At 55.5% G+C, this 17,337-nt stretch carries 13 protein-coding genes and 1 pseudogene; 13 read left to right on the top strand and 1 reads right to left on the bottom strand.

The features are described from left to right. The 13 genes and pseudogenes from AACY49_RS12605 to AACY49_RS12545 all read left to right on the top strand — a co-directional run. Window positions 1–724, top strand: a pseudogene (locus AACY49_RS12605) (IS3 family transposase); the annotation flags it as partial. Window positions 725–1,047: 323 nt separating this feature from the next. Further along, window positions 1,048–1,449: a type 1 fimbrial protein gene (locus AACY49_RS12600; RefSeq protein ID WP_339524052.1), complete on the top strand. Its 402-nt coding sequence runs from the start codon at window positions 1,048–1,050 to the stop codon at window positions 1,447–1,449. A gap of 373 nt (window positions 1,450–1,822) precedes the next feature. Continuing rightward, window positions 1,823–3,019, top strand: a complete 1,197-nt coding sequence (locus AACY49_RS12595) for an EAL domain-containing response regulator (RefSeq protein WP_339524067.1) — start codon at window positions 1,823–1,825, stop codon at window positions 3,017–3,019. 158 nt (window positions 3,020–3,177) lie between these two features. Then, window positions 3,178–3,804 (top strand): response regulator transcription factor, encoded by a 627-nt coding sequence (locus AACY49_RS12590; protein ID WP_339524050.1) that lies wholly within the window; start codon window positions 3,178–3,180, stop codon window positions 3,802–3,804. Continuing rightward, window positions 3,805–7,443: a transporter substrate-binding domain-containing protein gene (locus AACY49_RS12585; RefSeq protein ID WP_339524048.1), complete on the top strand. Its 3,639-nt coding sequence runs from the start codon at window positions 3,805–3,807 to the stop codon at window positions 7,441–7,443. A 183-nt stretch (window positions 7,444–7,626) separates the two neighbouring features. Further along, on the top strand, window positions 7,627–8,049 hold the full coding sequence (locus AACY49_RS12580) for a hypothetical protein (protein WP_339524046.1): 423 nt from the start codon (window positions 7,627–7,629) through the stop codon (window positions 8,047–8,049). A gap of 153 nt (window positions 8,050–8,202) precedes the next feature. Then, window positions 8,203–8,619 (top strand): DUF4398 domain-containing protein, encoded by a 417-nt coding sequence (locus tag AACY49_RS12575; RefSeq protein WP_339524044.1) that lies wholly within the window; start codon window positions 8,203–8,205, stop codon window positions 8,617–8,619. A gap of 10 nt (window positions 8,620–8,629) precedes the next feature. Next, the gene (locus AACY49_RS12570; RefSeq protein ID WP_339524042.1) at window positions 8,630–9,403 is read left to right on the top strand and encodes an OmpA family protein; all 774 of its coding nucleotides are present in this window, start codon (window positions 8,630–8,632) and stop codon (window positions 9,401–9,403) included. 293 nt (window positions 9,404–9,696) lie between these two features. After that, on the top strand, window positions 9,697–10,242 hold the full coding sequence (locus tag AACY49_RS12565; protein ID WP_339524040.1) for a fimbrial protein: 546 nt from the start codon (window positions 9,697–9,699) through the stop codon (window positions 10,240–10,242). Window positions 10,243–10,353: 111 nt separating this feature from the next. Next, the gene (locus tag AACY49_RS12560) at window positions 10,354–11,055 is read left to right on the top strand and encodes a fimbria/pilus periplasmic chaperone (RefSeq protein ID WP_339524039.1); all 702 of its coding nucleotides are present in this window, start codon (window positions 10,354–10,356) and stop codon (window positions 11,053–11,055) included. 34 nt (window positions 11,056–11,089) lie between these two features. Further along, entirely contained in the window at window positions 11,090–13,687 is a 2,598-nt protein-coding gene (locus tag AACY49_RS12555; RefSeq protein WP_339524038.1) for a fimbria/pilus outer membrane usher protein, read from the top strand. Continuing rightward, the gene (locus AACY49_RS12550; protein ID WP_339524036.1) at window positions 13,687–14,787 is read left to right on the top strand and encodes a fimbrial protein; all 1,101 of its coding nucleotides are present in this window, start codon (window positions 13,687–13,689) and stop codon (window positions 14,785–14,787) included. Before AACY49_RS12555 ends, AACY49_RS12550 begins: the two co-directional genes overlap by 1 nt. 953 nt (window positions 14,788–15,740) lie before the next feature. Continuing rightward, window positions 15,741–16,934 carry an EAL domain-containing response regulator gene (locus AACY49_RS12545; protein WP_339524065.1) on the top strand — a complete coding sequence of 398 codons (1,194 nt, stop codon included), beginning with the start codon at window positions 15,741–15,743 and terminating at the stop codon, window positions 16,932–16,934. On the opposite strand, the gene AACY49_RS12540 is transcribed toward AACY49_RS12545, so the two are convergent. Further along, window positions 16,865–17,221: an autotransporter outer membrane beta-barrel domain-containing protein gene (locus AACY49_RS12540; RefSeq protein WP_339524033.1), complete on the bottom strand. Its 357-nt coding sequence runs from the start codon at window positions 17,219–17,221 to the stop codon at window positions 16,865–16,867. The genes AACY49_RS12545 and AACY49_RS12540 overlap by 70 nt on opposite strands. Window positions 17,222–17,337: the final 116 nt, after the last annotated feature.

Here is a 17,337-nt window from a genome sequence, read left to right as displayed (position 1 = left end):
GTGGTCGAAATCCAGCAGCAGGTTAGCGAGCTGCCCAGCTATGGCTACCGTCGGGTCTGGGGATTATTGCGTCGCGCCCGTGAAACCCAGTTGCTGCCGGCGATCAACGTGAAGCGGGTTTACCGGGTCATGCGTGATCACAACTTACTGCTGGAGCGGCGCATCAAACAGCCCGGCGTGCCGCGTCGGCACGAAGGCCGTATTGCGGTGCAAACCAGTGATACACGTTGGTGCTCGGACGGCTTTGAGTTCCGCTGCGAGGACGGCGCCAAACTGAGCGTGACCTTCGCCCTGGATTGCTGTGATCGCGAAGCCATCGGCTGGGTCGCGAGCCCGACCGGGTACAGCGGCGATGACATCCGCGACTTGATGCTGGAAAGCGTGGAGGAGCGTTTTGGTGACCAACTGCCGACCACGCCGGTGCAATGGCTCAGCGACAACGGCTCGGCGTACACGGCCGAACAGACACGCCTGTTTGCTCGACAGATCGGCTTGCAACCGGTGCCCCCCCCCAGTACGCAGCCCGCAGAGCAACGGCATGGCCGAGAGCTTCGTGAAGACGATCAAGCGTGATTACGTGGCGCACATGCCCAAGCCGGATCGCGAAACGGCGCTGCGCAACCTGACGATTGCCTTCGAGCATTACAACGAACAGCATCCGCACAGCGCCTTGAACTATCGCTCGCCGAGGGAGTTCAGGCGCTTGGCGGCAGCATCAATTTAACGGGGAGTTGGTGTCCGGTTTGGTAGGGGCAAGTCCAGTGGTCAAAAATTCACTTCCATGTCATGCAAAACAAATATGTCACTTTGCTACGAGCTAAACGTCGCAGCTAGGCATCCCGTGGCGAAGTATGGTGTGCATTAACTGCAGTGGATGTGGTGAGCACAGAATCGCACCTATGAACCCTGTTTTCATTTGAATGTCTCCGCCGGACCTGCCATTTTCTTAAGGCTTGAGACGTGCGTAACACTTCCAGAAAAAAGCAATCCAATGAGTTAAATCAAGCTCTACACTGATGAAATAGCCAATGCATCAGGAGTGTCAGCATGAACGGGAAATTTTTTTTTGTGGGTTTGGGGTTGAGTTTGGGGGGCGGCCTGTCTGGGATTTGTTTTGCTGGGTCATCAATGAGCCAGAGTGTCATCTATTTTCAAGGGGGTATCGTTGAGGAGACATGTACGCCTGTCATTCAGTCAGGCATTGATGAGCAATCCACCAGATTCAAACTGGAAGAATGCCCGGCTCTAGTTCGCAGAGATTCTATCAGAGTGCAGAATGTCAATCCTGTCGGTTCGGTCACTACACTTGATCACTCACGCGTTAATGTTCAGCTCATCGCCGATAGTGGAAAAAGCGGGCCTTCTTACAGTCAACAATACTTATTGGTAGATAGCACAGGCAAGTTGGTGAGTTCTGGTGCGTACCTGATTACCCTTACTGCCCCGTAAATGCTACTAGCAGAGGATGGAAACTGAGTTGCGGAGCGCAGCTTTATTGGCAACCGCGTTATCACGCAAGGCGGGGGGGAGCCCGGCATTTGCGATTGGAGAGTCGAGGGGACTCTCCTCGTACAGTTTATGCGCTCCAGGAATTACGGCTGTAGACGATTGGGAGCGAACGGCCAAAGTGGATGCTCAAACAAGGGCCGATGTAGCCTTGAGCATGGCGGTCGAGCTGCATCTCGACTGATTTCCTGACATTCGTTATCCGCTGAGCAGAGTGCTGCACTAGGAAATTTCCTACAAAACAAAGAGATTAATCCTTCTTGGATATTCAGATTTCACCGACACTATTGTCACCTTCGGGTCTGCAAAGCGGTTGATGAAGATGACCTCTCCACGTGTGCTGGTTATGGAAAATCACGGGATTCAGCGTAGCGTGCTGGTAAAGATGCTGCAGCGACTCGGTGTGCGCAATGTGCTGCAAGCCAGTGATGGCGAGCAGGCGATGGTGCAGATGCACTTATCCGGTGGCGTCGATATTGTACTGTGTGACCTCGGTAGCAACGGACTCGATTGCCTGGAGTTTCTGCGCTGTGCAAGTCAGATCGGTATGGTTCGGGCAGTGGCTTTGTGCCGTGAGCTGCGGCCTGAGTTGCACCGTGCTATCGGGCAAATGGCTTCGTTATCAGGTATCGAATTGCTTGGGGTGCTAAGTCAGCCTTTGCAGATGAGTTCATTGCACAAACTGCTCCATCGTTACAGCCACCCACGCCGAACTTCCAAGACCAGTGTGCCGACCATGCAGGAGCTGCCGAGTGAGGACGATGTGCGGCGCGGACTTGCGTTGGGTGAGTTTCGTGGCTGGTTCCAGCCCAAGCTCTTCATGGACAGTGGCGAACTCGCCGGTGCCGAAGTCCTGGTGCGTTGGGAGCATCCTGCTCGGGGTCTGTTGTTGCCCAAGGATTTTCTTGCCGCTGTGCTGGCCTATGACTTGATCGACGAGATGTTCAAACAGCTGCTAGAGCAGGGTTTGAGTCTACTGGGTGTCTTGCGCCGCAAAGGTGTGACTCTTGAACTGGCGTTCAACTTGCACGCCTCACAACTAGCCAGTTATGAGCTTACCGAACATATCCGATATGCCCTGATACGCCATGAGCTGTTGGGGTCCAGGCTCTTGTTCGAATTATCGGAAAATGGTTTGCTGGATTTGCAGCCCAAAACCCAAGAAAACCTGCTCCGCCTGCGAATGCTGGGCTGTGGCCTGTCGATCGATGATTTCGGCGTGGGTTTTTCTTCCTTAAAGTTGCTGTGTCAGTTGCCGTTCAACCAGATCAAGCTCGACGGTGAGTTTGTCCAGAATCTGGCCGAACCGCGAAGCCGGGCCATGGTTTCCAGCACCCTGGCTCTGTCCCGTTCACTGAACATGAGTCTCGTGATTGAGGGGGTCAGTAGCCAGCAAATACGTGATGTGCTGGTGCAAATGGATTGCCCGATTGGACAGGGCTTTCACCTAGCGCGCCCCATGACCGGGCACGGTTTGCTGCAGTGGCTGGAGGCCCCTAGCATAACGCAATGAAATTAGTTTAAAAGTTGGCAGAAAAGCTCAGATATTTCCTACAACTCAGTCGCGCTCGTGTATTTTTAGTACAAATCGACTGGTTAGTAGTTCCATTTTTTTTGCGACATGGACGTTCTCGTCACCGGAACTCTCCGGCGTGCCTTACAGGGGGTCATATGTATAAAGCTTTGGTTGTGGATGATCACCCGTTCATTCGCTCGTCGGTTAAGATGCTTCTGAAACAGGAGCAGTTCGAGGTAGTCGCCGAGGCAGATAATGGCGCCGATGCAGTGCAGATGGCCCGTGAACTTGAGCCCGACCTGATCATTCTGGATATTTCCATGCCTAAGCTCGATGGCCTAGAGGTCATCAGTCGTATCTCTGCATTAGGGGTATCGAGCAAGATTTTGGTGCTGACCTCACAGTCGGCGCTGTTTTACTCAATGCGCTGCATGAAGGCAGGCGCCGCTGGTTACATCTCAAAGACAAATGAGCTGGATGAGTTAGTTAAGGCGATCAAGGCGGTTATGTCCGGCTACACCTTCTTCCCCAACCTGGCTACTAGTTCGGTACGCCGCAGTGATGTCGAGGCCACGGATCTGGAGCTGATTCAAAGCCTGTCCGATCGTGAACTGACGATCTTGCAACAGCTATCCAACGGCCTGAGCAATAAGGAAATCGGTGATTCAATGCTGCTGAGCAATAAAACTGTGAGCACCTACAAAACTCGTTTGATCGAGAAGCTCAATGTGAAGTCGGTGGTGTACCTGGCTGATTTCGCCAAGCGTAACAATCTCATTTAGATGACCCTTTCCTTTCGAAATTACCTTATTGCACTGATGCTTCTGTGCTCGCTGAGCAGTGTCCTACCGGTGAATGCGGCCGAGTCGGAAAGCTTGCGCCTGCTTGGACGCTCCAGCGTCGGCGAGTATCAGGTCAGTCTAGATGAACAGGACTGGAACTGGCTACGGCGTAAGGGGCCCTTGCTGCTGGGCGACTCGTCTCCCAACTATTCGCCGTTCAGCATGAGCAACAATGGCAATGAATATGAGGGCTTGACGGCCGACTATGCGAAGCTGATTTCTCAGTTGTTGCATGTTGATGTAGAGGTGCGCCGTTACCCATCACGGGCTGAGGTGATCCAGGCGCTTAAAAGTGGTGAGATCGATCTGCTGGGTACCGCCAACGGTTTTGAAGCAGCCGACCCTGAGCTGGCGATGTCCAGAACCTACGCTCAGGACCAGCCGACGCTGGTTACTCGCATGGGCGATAGTCAGACGCTTGCGCCGGACCTTGCAGGTAAAAAAGTGGCGATGTTGTATCACTACTTGCCACCCAAATCGGTCGAGGCGTTCTACCCCAAGGCCTCGGTACTCCTTTATCCTTCTACCCTCAGCGCGATTGGCGCAGTGGCCTTCGGTCAGGCCGATGTATACCTCGGGGATTCGATCAGCGCCAACTATCTGATCAGCAAGAACTACCTCAACAATGTGCAGTTGGCCGACTTTTCACGCATGGAGGTCCAGCCGTTCGCTTTCGCCGTGGCTCGCAGCAACAGCCGTTTGCTGAATATCGTCAACGAGGCAGTGGGAGTGATCCCAGTGACCGAGCGCATGAGCATTCTGCGCCGCTGGAGCGCCGGAGGCAGCAGTATGCCAGGTGAGCAGTCGTTGCATTTCAGTGTCAGTGAGCAGCGATGGCTGGACAAACATCCGCGAATCAAAGTGGCGATCAACGATAGCTTCCTGCCGTTGACCTACATGGATGAGCGGGGACACTTTCGCGGTATCAGCGCAGACTTGCTGGCCAAGGTCAGCCTGCGAACCGGCTTGAAGTTCGATGTTCAACGTGGTGACTCGGTCGGCAACTTGATCGATCAGGTCTCCAGCGGAAAAGCGGACATGCTGGCTGCCATCATCCCCAGCTCTGAGCGGGAAGGGGAGTTGCGTTTCACTAGACCTTACTTGATCAACCCGTTCGTATTGGTCACTCCGGTCGGAGAGGTCAAACCCAGTACGCTCGATGATATGGCTGGCATGCGCTTGGCGCTGATTCATGGCAACGTGCTGCGTGAGTACCTGATCGAACACTTTCCGAAGGTGGAACTGGTGTCGGCCGAAAATGCCTCCGATGCCATGGCGCTAGTGGCTGAGGGCAAGGTCCAAGGGGCGATCAATACGTTGATCAGTGCTCGCTACATCATTTCTCGCCAGTACCGCGACCGCCTGCAAGTGACCAGCACTGTCGGCACTATGCCGGCGCTGATTTCCTTTGCCACGAACCGGGGTGCGCTGGAGCTGTATTCGATCCTCGATAAAGCGTTGCTGAGTATTCCACCGGAAGAACTGGACGAGCTGACCAACCGTTGGCGCAGTGAGGTGGTGGTTGACGATAGTTACTGGCTGCGTAATCGTACCGCGATCATTCAGGGTTTTTCGGTTGCGGTAGTGCTGTTGCTTCTGGCGCTGGGCTGGATCGCCTACCTGCGCCGATTGATGCGTCGGCGTGAACAGGCAGAGTTGGAGCTCAACGATCAGCTGGAGTTCATGCGGGTGCTGATCGACGGTACGCCGCACCCGATTTATGTGCGCGACCGTGAAGGACGCTTGATGATCTGCAACTCCGGCTACCTGGAGGTATTTGGCGTCGAGCGTGAAGCTGTCATCGGTAAAACCGTGACTGAGGGAGTGTTAAGTCATCTTGCGGAAGCCATGAGCTATCACCGGGATTATTTACAGGTCATGGAAGAAGGTATACCCCGCGTTCAGGACCGGACCCTGAGCATGCCTGACGGTCGGGTGTTGACCATTTACCACTGGATGCTGCCTTATCGTGGCAGCGACGGCGAAGTCAGCGGCATGATTGCTGGCTGGATTGACGTCAGCGAGAGGCAGCGCCTGTTGGAGGAGTTGCGCGAAGCCAAGAAGGGGGCCGATGACGCCAATCGCGCGAAGACCACCTTCCTGGCCACTATGAGCCACGAAATTCGTACACCGATGAATGCGGTGATCGGCATGCTCGAATTGGCCATGAAAAAGGCCGATCAAGGGGTGAGTGATCGCTTTGCCATCGAAGTAGCGTCCGGTGCTGCACGGGGATTGCTGGACCTGATCGGCGACATTCTCGACATCGCACGTATCGAGTCGGGGCGCCTGTCATTGGCGCCGGAGCGCGCCAACCTTCGCGAATTGCTGGAGTCGGTGGTGCGGATCTTCGAAGGTTTGGCCCGGCAGAAACGCCTGCAACTGGTGCTGGATCTGGACGCAGGGGCCAACTGCGATGTGTTGATCGATCCTCTTCGCTTCAAACAGGTAGTTTCCAACCTGCTGAGCAACGCCATCAAGTTCACGGCGGAAGGTCAGGTACGTTTGAGTGTGCATGTCGAGCCCGACGCGGATGGCGAGCGCCTGGATGTCAAGCTGCGGATTGAAGATTCCGGCAGGGGTATTTCAGAGGAGGACCAGCAGAGCCTGTTCAGTCCATTCGCCCAAGCAAGCAACAACAGCCAGTCGGTGCGCAGCGGCTCCGGATTGGGGCTTGTGATCAGCCGGACTCTGTGCGAAATGATGGGTGGCCAGTTGGTCCTGACTAGTCAGTTGAACAAGGGTACGCAGATCGACATTACGCTGAACCTTTTGACTCTGGCGCCACTGGCCCAGGCCCCTGTCGTGGATGAGGAGGCGGATCAAAAGATCCGGACGCTGAGCATTCTGGTAATTGACGATTACCCGGCCAACCGCCTGTTGCTGTCTCAACAGTTGAGCTATCTGGGGCATAAGGTCAAGGACGCTGAAGACGGCGCCCATGGGCTGCGCGCCTGGCGCAGTCAGCACTTCGATGTGGTGATCACTGACTGCAATATGCCGATCATGAACGGCTACGAATTGACCCGGGCCATCCGCGACGAAGAGAGCACGCGAAGCCTGGCGCCGAGCCTGATTCTGGGGTTCACCGCTAACGCCCAACCTGAAGAAAAGACTCGCTGCCTAGAGGCTGGAATGGACGACTGCCTATTCAAGCCCATCAGCCTTAAAGATCTCAATGCGCGACTGTCATCGGTAGTGCCGGACACCGTGCTGGTCCCCGCGGATGAGGATCGAATGGGAGGCGACGACATCGACCTGACCAGCCTCGAACAACTCACCCGAGGGGATCAGGCCTCGATCAACAGCCTGTTGAGGGACCTGGTCAGCAGCAACGAAGAAGACATGGCTAGACTGATGCAGCTATTCACTCAACATGACCTGCCGGGGCTCGCGGATCTGGCCCACCGGGTCAAGGGTGGCGCGCGGATTATCAAGGCCAGCAGTCTGATTCATTGCTGCGAAACGCTGGAGGAGGCCTGCAATGGGCTCGACTCTGCGGTGTTGACCGAAGCGGTGGATGCGTTGCATCAGGCGATGGAGAAACTCGCGCAGCGTCTGGAGCCGCACTTCGAGTAAGGGGACTGTTGTCGCTGTCGTGAGTAAGCTCGTGCCCAATAGGCGCGACCTAGTGTTACAGCGCCAAGGCGTCAGTCGAGAAGATCTCTCTCTTTAGGAAACGTCCTACATAGTTGGGTAATGGCTTCGGATAGTTTGTTGGACATGTCGCATCTTGAGTGTCCAAACGAGGCTGTCGAGAACATGTCCACCCAGCTGAAAATATTGGTTGCCGATCCGCAGGGTGAGCAACGATCCCTCATTGAAAAAAATGTAAATACACTGGGCTATTACCGAGTTATGTCGGTGTCCTCTTTTCGCGAGTTGGTCACTCTGATTCGCTATTCTTCCGAGTCTCTTGAGCGCTTCGACCTGTTGATTCTGAACGCTGACCTGATGTCCGCGGTTGGGGTGGATGCGCGCGACTTCTGCCTAGGTAACCCACAGTTACGACATGTGCTGATTTATGAGTTGCACCGTGAGCATCATAGATCGAACACCTTCTCTGAGAGGCCTAGACAGCAGGTGCGTCTGATACGGACGCCAGACCGCAAAGCCCTTGTCGATTTTCTGCTGCTGATTGATCCGTCGTTCTCGGTGGCGCCTGCTCAATACTGGCTCAACTGATTTAACCCGATCCTCTAAAGCGCCCTGGTTCGTCACGGCAAGGAGTTCTATCGCCTACATAACAGCTTTTTCAAGGATTCACGTACTGAAAAAATGTGTACTCACTCGGGAAAAGTCCCGGAATTAATGTGGATTAATGGTCTGGAGCCGTTGATGACTATTCAACCTGTGTATCGCCGTTCGGGTAATTGGACGGCGCTGTTAGTGGTGACTTGGGCGCTGAGTGCTTGTGCCAATGTGCCTGCGCCTGATGATCAGATGGTGCTGTCGAGGAACGCCGTCAATCGCGCTGTGTCTGCTGAGGCAACGCAGTACGCGCCGCTGGAAATGAAAGCCGCTCAGGACAAGATGTTTCTGATGGAACGTGCCATGGGGGAGCGTAATTACGTTCAGGCACGGACTCTGGCCGAACAGATCGAAGTAGATGCCAACTTGGCCGAGCGCAAGGCTCGAGCAGTGAAGTGGCAGCAGCAATTGCAACAGTCCCGTGCCGGCATCCAAGTGCTGAAACAGGAAATGCTCCAGGCCCCGGACACGGGCTTCAACCCAACTGCCACCGACTCCGAGTAAGGATACGATCATGCGTAGTTCTATGATGCCCCCTGTTGTTTCCTTGTTGGCATTGATGATCGCTGGTTGCGCTGCGCCGCCGCTAAACAGCCACCTGCAGCAGGCCCGCGATCAGTTCAGTGCGTTGCAAGGCAAGCCAGCATCTCAGACGCTGGCGGCGCTGGAAACCAAGGACGCGTTCAATGCCCTGAACAAAGCTGATGCAGCGTCCAATATGGATCGTCGCGACCCAACCATCGATCAGTTGGCCTACCTAGCCACCCAGAAAATCGCCCTGGCCGAGCAGACTATTGTTGTCCGCGAGGCTGAGGTGGCACTGAAGAATATTGCTGCCGAGCGCACCCAGGTCCAGCTCGATGTGCGAACCCAGCAGCTCAAGGCGTTGCAGGCGATGAAGGCCAAACAGAGCCCGCGTGGGCAAGTGGTTACCTTCGGCGACGTACTGTTCGACACCGGCAAGGCTGATCTGAAATACGGCAGCCAGAGGCAGTTTCAACAACTGGCAGATTTCCTGGCCAGTAACCCGGAGCGTAAGGTCCGGGTAGAAGGTTTCACCGATGACATCGGTAGTGTGGAAGCCAATCAGCAACTATCAGAACGCCGCGCAGCGGCTGTGGCCTCGGCGCTGGTGCGGCTAGGTATCGATCGCCAACGCCTCAGCATCAAGGGTTACGGTGAGGAGTTCCCGATTGCGGACAATGGCAATGCCGAGTCGCGCCAGCACAATCGCCGGGTTGAGGTGATTGTTTCTAATGGGGCAGCAGTGGTAGGGACCCGCAACTGATCAGGCGTCTTATGTTGTTTTGAAGCCCGCTACCCATTTACCGGGATGCGGGCTTTTTAGTGGGCGTCAGTTTTGTAATACCTAAATCTGCCCTCGCCAAAAGACGCTGAAACGCTAGGAAATTTCCTACAAGTGGAAGGGAATGTGCCTACGTTGGCAACTGGGGCGAGAGACGACTATAGCTCCGTCGCCCAAGGCAGATGGTTTGATCTTATCCATGACGCATCCAGCGTCTGGCAAGCCATCGAGGCTTTCGCGATAGGTTTCAAAATTTTACTTTTTGGAGTTGTCTCATGAATCGCAAAGCCCTTGCTCTCGCCATACTGGTTTCCGCTACTGGTGCTCAGTTTGCCAATGCCGCCGATGGCACTATCAATTTTAACGGTGAGCTGGTTAACCAGACCTGCACCATCGCTGTTGACGGTGTGGTGACTCCAGCAGTTGCGACTGTAACTCTGCCAACCATCTCTACCAGTTTGTTGACAACTGCCGGCCAGGCCGAAGGCCGTACCGGTTTCAACATCCAGTTGACCGACTGCGTAGGTGCAGCTACTACCGCAGCCGCCTTCTTCAACTCGGGTTCGACTGTTGACCCGGTCAGCGGCAACCTGAACAACATGACCGGCACTGCGACCAACGTGCAACTGCAACTGGTCGACGCTCAAGGCGACACGATCATTAAGGCGGGTAACACCAACCAGAAGACCCAAACTACCCGTAACACCATTGATGGCACTGGCTCGGCCAACATGCCGTACGCCGTCCAGTACTTCGCTACCGGTGCTACCACTCCGGGTACCGTGGTTAGCTCCGTGACTTACAACGTCGACTACCAATAAGCCACGTCCACGGCAGCGCGCTCCCGTCCAGGCGGACAGGGGGGCGCCACCGTGTGGCTGATGAGGTGCATGATGATTTATGCAAAAACACTTCGCTGTGGTGTGTTGGCGATGCTTGTAGGCTTGGTCTGTTCCCAAGCCATGGCCGGTGTGGTGATCACCGGGACTCGACTGGTTTACCCGGCGGGTCAGAAAGAAATCACCGTCAAATTGAACAACAACGGTACTCGTCCGGCTCTGGTGCAATCCTGGGTTGACAGTGGTGATGTTGACTCCAGCCCTACCAGCTCGAAAGCACCGTTTGTGCTTTCGCCGCCGGTTTCGCGCATCGACCCGAGCAAGGGTCAAAGCCTACGCCTGATGTTTACCGGCGCAGCTTTACCGAACACTAAAGAGTCGGTGTTCTGGCTCAACGTGCTGGAGATCCCACCCAAGGCCGAAGGCCCGGTGGATCTGAATGTATTGCAGATGGCCTTCCGTTCGCGGATCAAGATTTTCTACCGCCCTGATGGCTTGCAGGGTAAGCCGACCGACGCCATCGAGCAGTTGCAATGGAAGCTGATCAAGGCTGATCAAGGCTTTGCTTTGCAGGCTTACAACCCGACGGCCTACCACGTTTCCCAAGTCGAGTTGACCTTGGTGGCCGGCAATCAGCGCTACACAAGCGAAGATGGCATGGTCGGCCCTGGCGAGAGCAAATCGTTTGCCGTACCCACACTCAAGGCCATGCCGGCAGCGGGCGCTCAAGTGCAATTCAACGCCATTAACGACTACGGCGCTTTATTGCCGACCCAGCAAGTTCTGAAGCCTTAACCCTTACGCGATCGGTCCAGCGCACGAGTAACCTATGACCACTTTATCCAGCCACGGGGCACCCCTGCGGGCTCAACCTCGCTTTGCCTCGAGTCCATTGACGGCCTTGATTCTCAAAGCCTTTGCGGTTGCGCCAGGGATTTTTGCAGCACAGGGTGCGTTGGCTGAAGACGTGCAGTTCAACGATGTGTTCCTGCCGGAAGACTCACGCAGCCTGGACCTGACCCAGTACCAGAAAGGCAACCCAGTGCTGCCAGGTGAGTACCGTGCCGACGTGGCAGTCAATGGCCGGTTGGTGAGCCGTCAGGATATTCGCATCAATGCAGAAGCTGATGGCAGCAGCCCGACCGTATGTGTCAACCGTGGGCTGTTGGAGTTGGTTGGAGTTGATTTGCGCAAGTTAAGCCCTGAGGCCACGCTGAGCCTGGAAAGCGGCAAGCAGTGCCTGGACCTGACGCAGTTGATTGAAGGCGCGAGTGCGAGCTTTTCGCCGTCCACACAGCAACTGGACCTGAGCATTCCTCAGATTGCCCTGCGTCGTGACGCCCGTGGTTACGTTAGCCCTGAATTGTGGGACCGTGGTGTGACCGCAGGTATCCTGAGCTATAACGTCAACGCCAATCACAACAAGACCCGTACCGGGAATTATGATTCGGCCTACATGGGCTTGAATGCTGGGTTCAACGTGAGTGACTGGCGCCTACGTCACAACGGTTCGCTGAGCTGGGACAAGTTTGGTGGCCGGGATTATCAGACGCTGAATACCTATGCCCAGCGTGATATCACGTCGCTCAAAAGCCAGCTGACAGTGGGTGAATCCAATACCAGCGGCGAGATTTTCGACACCGTGGCCTATCGTGGTGTGCAGTTGGGTACCGATGACCGGATGTTGTCCGAGTCCCAGCGCGGTTACGCGCCGGTGATCCGCGGTATTGCCCGTACCAGTGCTCGAGTGGCCGTGCGTCAGGCCGGCAACCTGCTGTACGAAACCACCGTGGCGCCGGGTGCTTTTGTCCTCGATGATCTGTACTCCACTGGTTACGGTGGTGATCTGGAAGTGACTGTCTACGAAGCCGACGGCAGCGAGCAGCGCTTTATTGTGCCTTATGCTTCAACCGCGCAATTGCTGCGTCCGGGGACTTCGCGCTTCAGCGTGACGGCTGGTGAGACGCGCAACAACTACGTCACCGAGCAGGCCAAAGTGCTGCAAGGCACCTATCAGCGTGGTCTGAACAATACCTTCACTGGTTTTGGTGGCACGCAAGTCAGCGACGACTACATGGCTGTGCTCAGCGGTCTGGCGTTCAGCACGCCGATCGGTGCCATGGCGGCGGACATCACCCACGCTCAGACCGATCTGCCGAGCGGTACAGCCAAAGGCCAGAGCCTGCGTTTGTCGTACAGTAAAAACATTCTAAGTACGGGCAGTAACTTCGCTGTGGCAGCCACGCGGTTCTCCACTGAGGGTTATTTGGATTTCAATAACGCAGTGCAACTGTTGGATGCGGAGCGTAGTGGCCTGGACACCAGCCTGTTTGGTCGTCCGCGCAGCCGTCTGTCGCTGACCGCTAACCAGAGCCTCGGTGATTGGGGCCAGGTCGCATTCAGTGGCTTTACCCAGAATTACTGGAACCTCCCAGGTAGCGATGTGCAGTACCAGTTCAGCTACAACAAGCAGGTCAATCAGGTCAGCTATGGCGTCAGCGCCAACCGCAGTCGCATTGGCCTGGGCGAAATGGAAAACAACCTGTTGTTCACCGTTAGCATGCCGCTGGAATTTGGCTCTACGGTCAATCGGCCGCAGCTGTCGGCACGGGTGATGCGCGATAACAATGGTAACTTCAGCGAGCAGGCGATCCTTAGTGGCACAGCTGGTGAAGACCGCCAGTACAACTATGGCGTGACCGCCGGTCACGAAGGCGCTAGCCGTACCAACAGCACTTCGGTGAATGGTCAGTACATCAGCCCTAAAGCCATTGTCGGCGGTACCCTGAGCCGCGGCGAGGGCTATGACAGCATGTCGCTCAATGCCAGCGGATCGGTGGTGGCTCACCCGGCCGGTGTGACCTTCACCCCGTATCGCGGTGAAACCGTGGCAGTGGTCAGCGCACCGGGTGCCGAAGGCGCGAAAGTCGTCGGCTTCCCAGGCCTCAAACTCGATGGTCGGGGCAATGCAGTGGTGCCGTACCTGCGCCCTTATGAACTCAACGAAGTGGCGATCGACCCGTTGGGTACTTCGCTGGACGTCGAGTTGACCGAAACCAGTCAGCAAGTCGCCCCGCGTGCCGGTGCCGTAGTGGCCCTTAAGTACGGCACCAGCAATGGACAAGCTCTGCTGCTCAATGTGAGCCTGGCTGACGGCAGTACGCTGCCGTTCGGGGCTGGGGTTGTGGATGACCGAGGTGTCTCGGTTGGTATCGTCGGGCAAGGCGGCCAGCTCTACGCCCGGGTCAAGGAAGATGCGCGCCGGCTGTTGATCAGCTGGGGTACCCAGGCTGACCAGCAATGCTCTTTGCCGCTGCCCCCGGGTAAAAGTGAAGGCAAGACCCTGCGCCAGGTGAACGCCGTGTGCGCCGCCGCGCAACCGGACAATCGCGTGGCGGCCGTGAGCGGCCCGCAGGAGATGAAGTGATGAATATGTCGAAGAAGTTGAAATTGAGTACGGCGGTGTTGGGGTTGTCGTCGATGGCGGGGATGGCGCTGGCGGACTGTCAGTTCACGCAAGGTGCACCTGCATTCAATACCATGCAATTATTGGGCGGCAACATTACCGTCGGACGTGACGTCCCCTTGGGGGCAGAAATTTATCGCCAGACCTTTCAAGTTCCGGCCAATTCTGCCATCACCTGCTCAATTGCAAGCGCAAATATCCAGCGTGTTCGCACCTTGCTGGTGACACCGTTGTCCTTGTCCGGCTGGTCGGGCTCACCTTGGGGCGGGCATGTTTACCAGACTGGAGTTCCGGGCATCGGCGTCGCAGTTTGGAACGCCGGTACCGCGATGCCGTTCACTCAGAATTACGGCAACTGTGGAGGCGGGACCGCCAACTGCAACTGGCCAAATGTTCAAAACGCGATGGCTTATGACTTGTCTTTTATCAAGATTGGTGAGGTGTCCCCCGGCACGATTCAGGGAGCCTCCCTGCCAACTATGGAACAGAAGTGGGTAAGCACTAATTCCCTTGATGTTCAACGAGTGAATGTCGCAGGCAGTCTGAATATCGTGTCGCGTACCTGTTCGACACCGGATGTGCAGGTGCCCATGGGTACCAGCATGCTCAACGAATTTTCTGGCCCGAACAGCTTCACGCCCTGGAAAGATTTCACCATTGCGTTGAATGACTGCCCAGCGTTCCACGGTTTCTACCGAGACACGGGCCCGCGTTGGCTGAACGATGGCACCACCAACAACTTGAATTCACGCAAGAACAACGTTCTGCAACTACGTCTGGACCCTACCCTTACGCCCATCAACCCGACCCAGGGCATTCTGAGTCTCAACCCCAGCGCTCCCGGCGACGCAGCGGCGGCCACAGGCGTGGGGGTACAGGTCGCCAACAACAGCGGCACCCCAATGCCTCTGGCCACCTTGAACGCCAGTGGTATCACACCGCAGGCTATTGAGGGGGCGAGCTACACCATTCCGCTGAAGGCTCGATACATCCAGACTGGAAGCAGTGTTACCGCTGGCCCGGCCAATGCGTCTGCGGTGTTCACTCTCAACTATCAATAACCATTGACTCGGAAAGCTCCTGCAGTGTTCAGGGGTTTCCCTGATATTAAATTGGCCATCAACCTCCTGATTCTCTGACTTTAAAGGAGTCGCCAATTTTTTTCCTCTGTCATTCGATGTTATCCGGAAAGCTATGGGATCTAACAGTTTATTAGCGTGAGCGAGGACTATTGCTATACCCGCTAAACCGAGGGGGTGTGTCTACCCGCCTCTGCTGTTTTTTCACTTCTGTCTGGGACATAGCAAAACATCCATTATATCCATATTGTCCAGGGCGCTATTTGATATGGCAAGTCGGGAGGGGAGTGGGTGTCTGCTTTTAAGTCTGATTTTTTATGTGCTTTATAATGTAAGTCGATCAGACCGTCCCCTACCGTCAAAAACAAAAAGCCACCGATGCAGAAAGCGACTGGTACGGCGACCTCGATAAGGCAGGACTGCTTCAGCCTGATTGGGGCGACAAAATCGAATATGCCCGTTACAGCTTTAACCAATACGAACAGCGGGACAGTCCAGAAAATCAAAGCATTTTTGACTACCAGGAAAAGGAGTGGAAGCACTTCAAATATACGCCGAAGCAGCACGGTTCATCGAGCAATCGCTTAGACAATGCACTGCATGTCGACTATGAAGGTGACGGCGATAATAGACAGACCCAAAAGAATAAAGATGGGCCGATCTGGCATCCTATCGTGTAAAGCCATCCTGCTCCCCATGTTGACTGGTTTCAGTGAGTTGGATGCAGCACCAGTATAGGTAACCTCCGTAGTACGACCGCGTCCGAGAAATCGACGCGGTTTTTTTTGCCTGTTTCATCGTACTCTGATCACGCATCTGACATTAGAAAATGGTTCTTGGGAAAAATCCTACAAAGATAAGGACGTTTCCTAGTCAGGTTGTTAGCGGTTTCTCGGACAATCCCTTCACCACTCGTCAATAAAGAGTCAAAATCCATGACTGCGCTCCCACTACGTGTACTGGTGCTTGAGGATCACTCCTTTCAGCGATCGGTCGCGGTCAACATGCTTCGCCAGCTTGGCTGTTGCGAGGTCTTCCAGGCAGCGGACGGTGCTCGCGCGCTGGAGATCCTGCAAGAGGTCGGCCCAGTGGATATTGCTTTGTGCGACTTGCGCATGGAGGGGATGGACGGCCTGGAATTTTTTCAGCATGTAGGTAAGTCCGGGTTGGTAGGCTCGATCATTATCAGCAGTTCGTTGTCGGTTGATCTGCGCCGAGCGGTGCAGCAGATCGTTTCTCTTCTGGGTCTGGAGTTGCTAGGGGATGTTGGTAAACCCGTCCAGTCGAGCGAGCTGGAAGCCTTGCTGAACAAGCGCCTGACTGCCTGTGCGGTGGAATTCGAGCCTCAGTCGGCCCCGCAGCTGGCGACTGAAGATGAGGTTCGTTGGGCGTTGAAGCAGCAGCAGTTACAGGCCTATTACCAGCCGAAGTTTAATTTGCTGACCGGTGAGGTTTGCGGGGTCGAGGTGTTGGCTCGCTGGATGCACCCACTCAAGGGCGTCGTGTCCCCGGCTGTGTTTATGCCGGTGCTGGAGCGCTGCGGGTTGCTGGATGAGCTGTTGTTTGGGCAGATGCATCAGGCGTTGCGCCTGCAACAGCAGGCCAAGGTACAGGGTATTAGTTTGAACATCGCCTTCAACTTGCAAGCGGTGCAATTGTCCAATAGCGAATTGACTACCCTTATCAAGGGAGTTTTGGCCCATCACGCGGCGCCGGGCTCCGGCCTGACGTTCGAACTTACTGAAAGCGGTTTGCTGGAGGCGCCGGCCACTAGTCTAGAGAGCCTGGTGCGCTTGCGGATGATGGGCTGCAAATTGTCGATCGATGATTTCGGTGCCGGTTTTTCATCCCTACAACGCCTGTGTCAGCTGCCGTTCAACGAAATCAAGCTCGACGCCGAGTTCGTCCGTACCCTAAAGCAGGAACCGCGTTGCCGGGCTGTGATTAGTAGCACCCTGGCCCTTGGTGAAAGTTTGGGGATGTCTGTGGTGATCGAAGGCATTGAGACACAAGAGCAATGTGAGCAGCTACTGGAGCTGGGCTGCAGTCAGGGGCAGGGTTACCTGTATGCCCGACCGATGAGTGGTCCAGATCTGTTGCGTTGGTTACCGATTTCATCCGCTGCGTGACAACTGCGTTGAATCGTTTTCCAATGTGGATGACCGATCTGCCAACTCACCCTAACACCCAGGTTTCCGCTGATACCGTCCAGTTCGTTACTGTCCAGATTAGTGTTGTAGTCTATTGCAAGGTAGACGCTGACCGTGGAGGACAGTTTGGCTACAACCCCCACACCAAGATCCGCCGTGGAGGACTTGTGTTCACTTTTGATGTGGTCGACGCTGTTATAGGTCACCGTGTCGTAACCTCCGAAGGTGCGCCAGGCATTGGCTCGCAGGTAAGGCTCGACGGGCATGTTTTGCACCAGATAGCGCCCCCTGATGCGCACACAACCGGCCCGTCCAGTAGTCCTGTAAATCGAATGACACATCAGCGATCCCGTCGTTCTGGTCGTCAAGCTCGATGCGTTGG

The sequence above is a fragment of the Pseudomonas sp. EL_65y_Pfl2_R96 genome, from assembly GCF_963970905.1.
Taxonomy (GTDB): Bacteria; Pseudomonadota; Gammaproteobacteria; order Pseudomonadales; family Pseudomonadaceae; genus Aquipseudomonas.
This window is presented reverse-complemented; position numbering and strand designations above follow the sequence as displayed.

Excerpts from the sequence above, each read along its gene's own strand:
- AACY49_RS12600 (WP_339524052.1), top strand. The coding sequence starts at position 1,048 with ATGAACGGGAAATTTTTTTTTGTGGGTTTGGGGTTGAGTTTGGGGGGC.
- AACY49_RS12595 (WP_339524067.1), top strand. The coding sequence starts at position 1,823 with ATGAAGATGACCTCTCCACGTGTGCTGGTTATGGAAAATCACGGGATT.
- AACY49_RS12590 (WP_339524050.1), top strand. The coding sequence starts at position 3,178 with ATGTATAAAGCTTTGGTTGTGGATGATCACCCGTTCATTCGCTCGTCG.
- AACY49_RS12585 (WP_339524048.1), top strand. The coding sequence starts at position 3,805 with ATGACCCTTTCCTTTCGAAATTACCTTATTGCACTGATGCTTCTGTGC.
- AACY49_RS12580 (WP_339524046.1), top strand. The coding sequence starts at position 7,627 with ATGTCCACCCAGCTGAAAATATTGGTTGCCGATCCGCAGGGTGAGCAA.
- AACY49_RS12575 (WP_339524044.1), top strand. The coding sequence starts at position 8,203 with ATGACTATTCAACCTGTGTATCGCCGTTCGGGTAATTGGACGGCGCTG.
- AACY49_RS12570 (WP_339524042.1), top strand. The coding sequence starts at position 8,630 with ATGCGTAGTTCTATGATGCCCCCTGTTGTTTCCTTGTTGGCATTGATG.
- AACY49_RS12565 (WP_339524040.1), top strand. The coding sequence starts at position 9,697 with ATGAATCGCAAAGCCCTTGCTCTCGCCATACTGGTTTCCGCTACTGGT.
- AACY49_RS12560 (WP_339524039.1), top strand. The coding sequence starts at position 10,354 with ATGCTTGTAGGCTTGGTCTGTTCCCAAGCCATGGCCGGTGTGGTGATC.
- AACY49_RS12555 (WP_339524038.1), top strand. The coding sequence starts at position 11,090 with ATGACCACTTTATCCAGCCACGGGGCACCCCTGCGGGCTCAACCTCGC.
- AACY49_RS12550 (WP_339524036.1), top strand. The coding sequence starts at position 13,687 with ATGAATATGTCGAAGAAGTTGAAATTGAGTACGGCGGTGTTGGGGTTG.
- AACY49_RS12545 (WP_339524065.1), top strand. The coding sequence starts at position 15,741 with ATGACTGCGCTCCCACTACGTGTACTGGTGCTTGAGGATCACTCCTTT.
- AACY49_RS12540 (WP_339524033.1), bottom strand. The coding sequence starts at position 17,221 with ATGCCCGTCGAGCCTTACCTGCGAGCCAATGCCTGGCGCACCTTCGGA.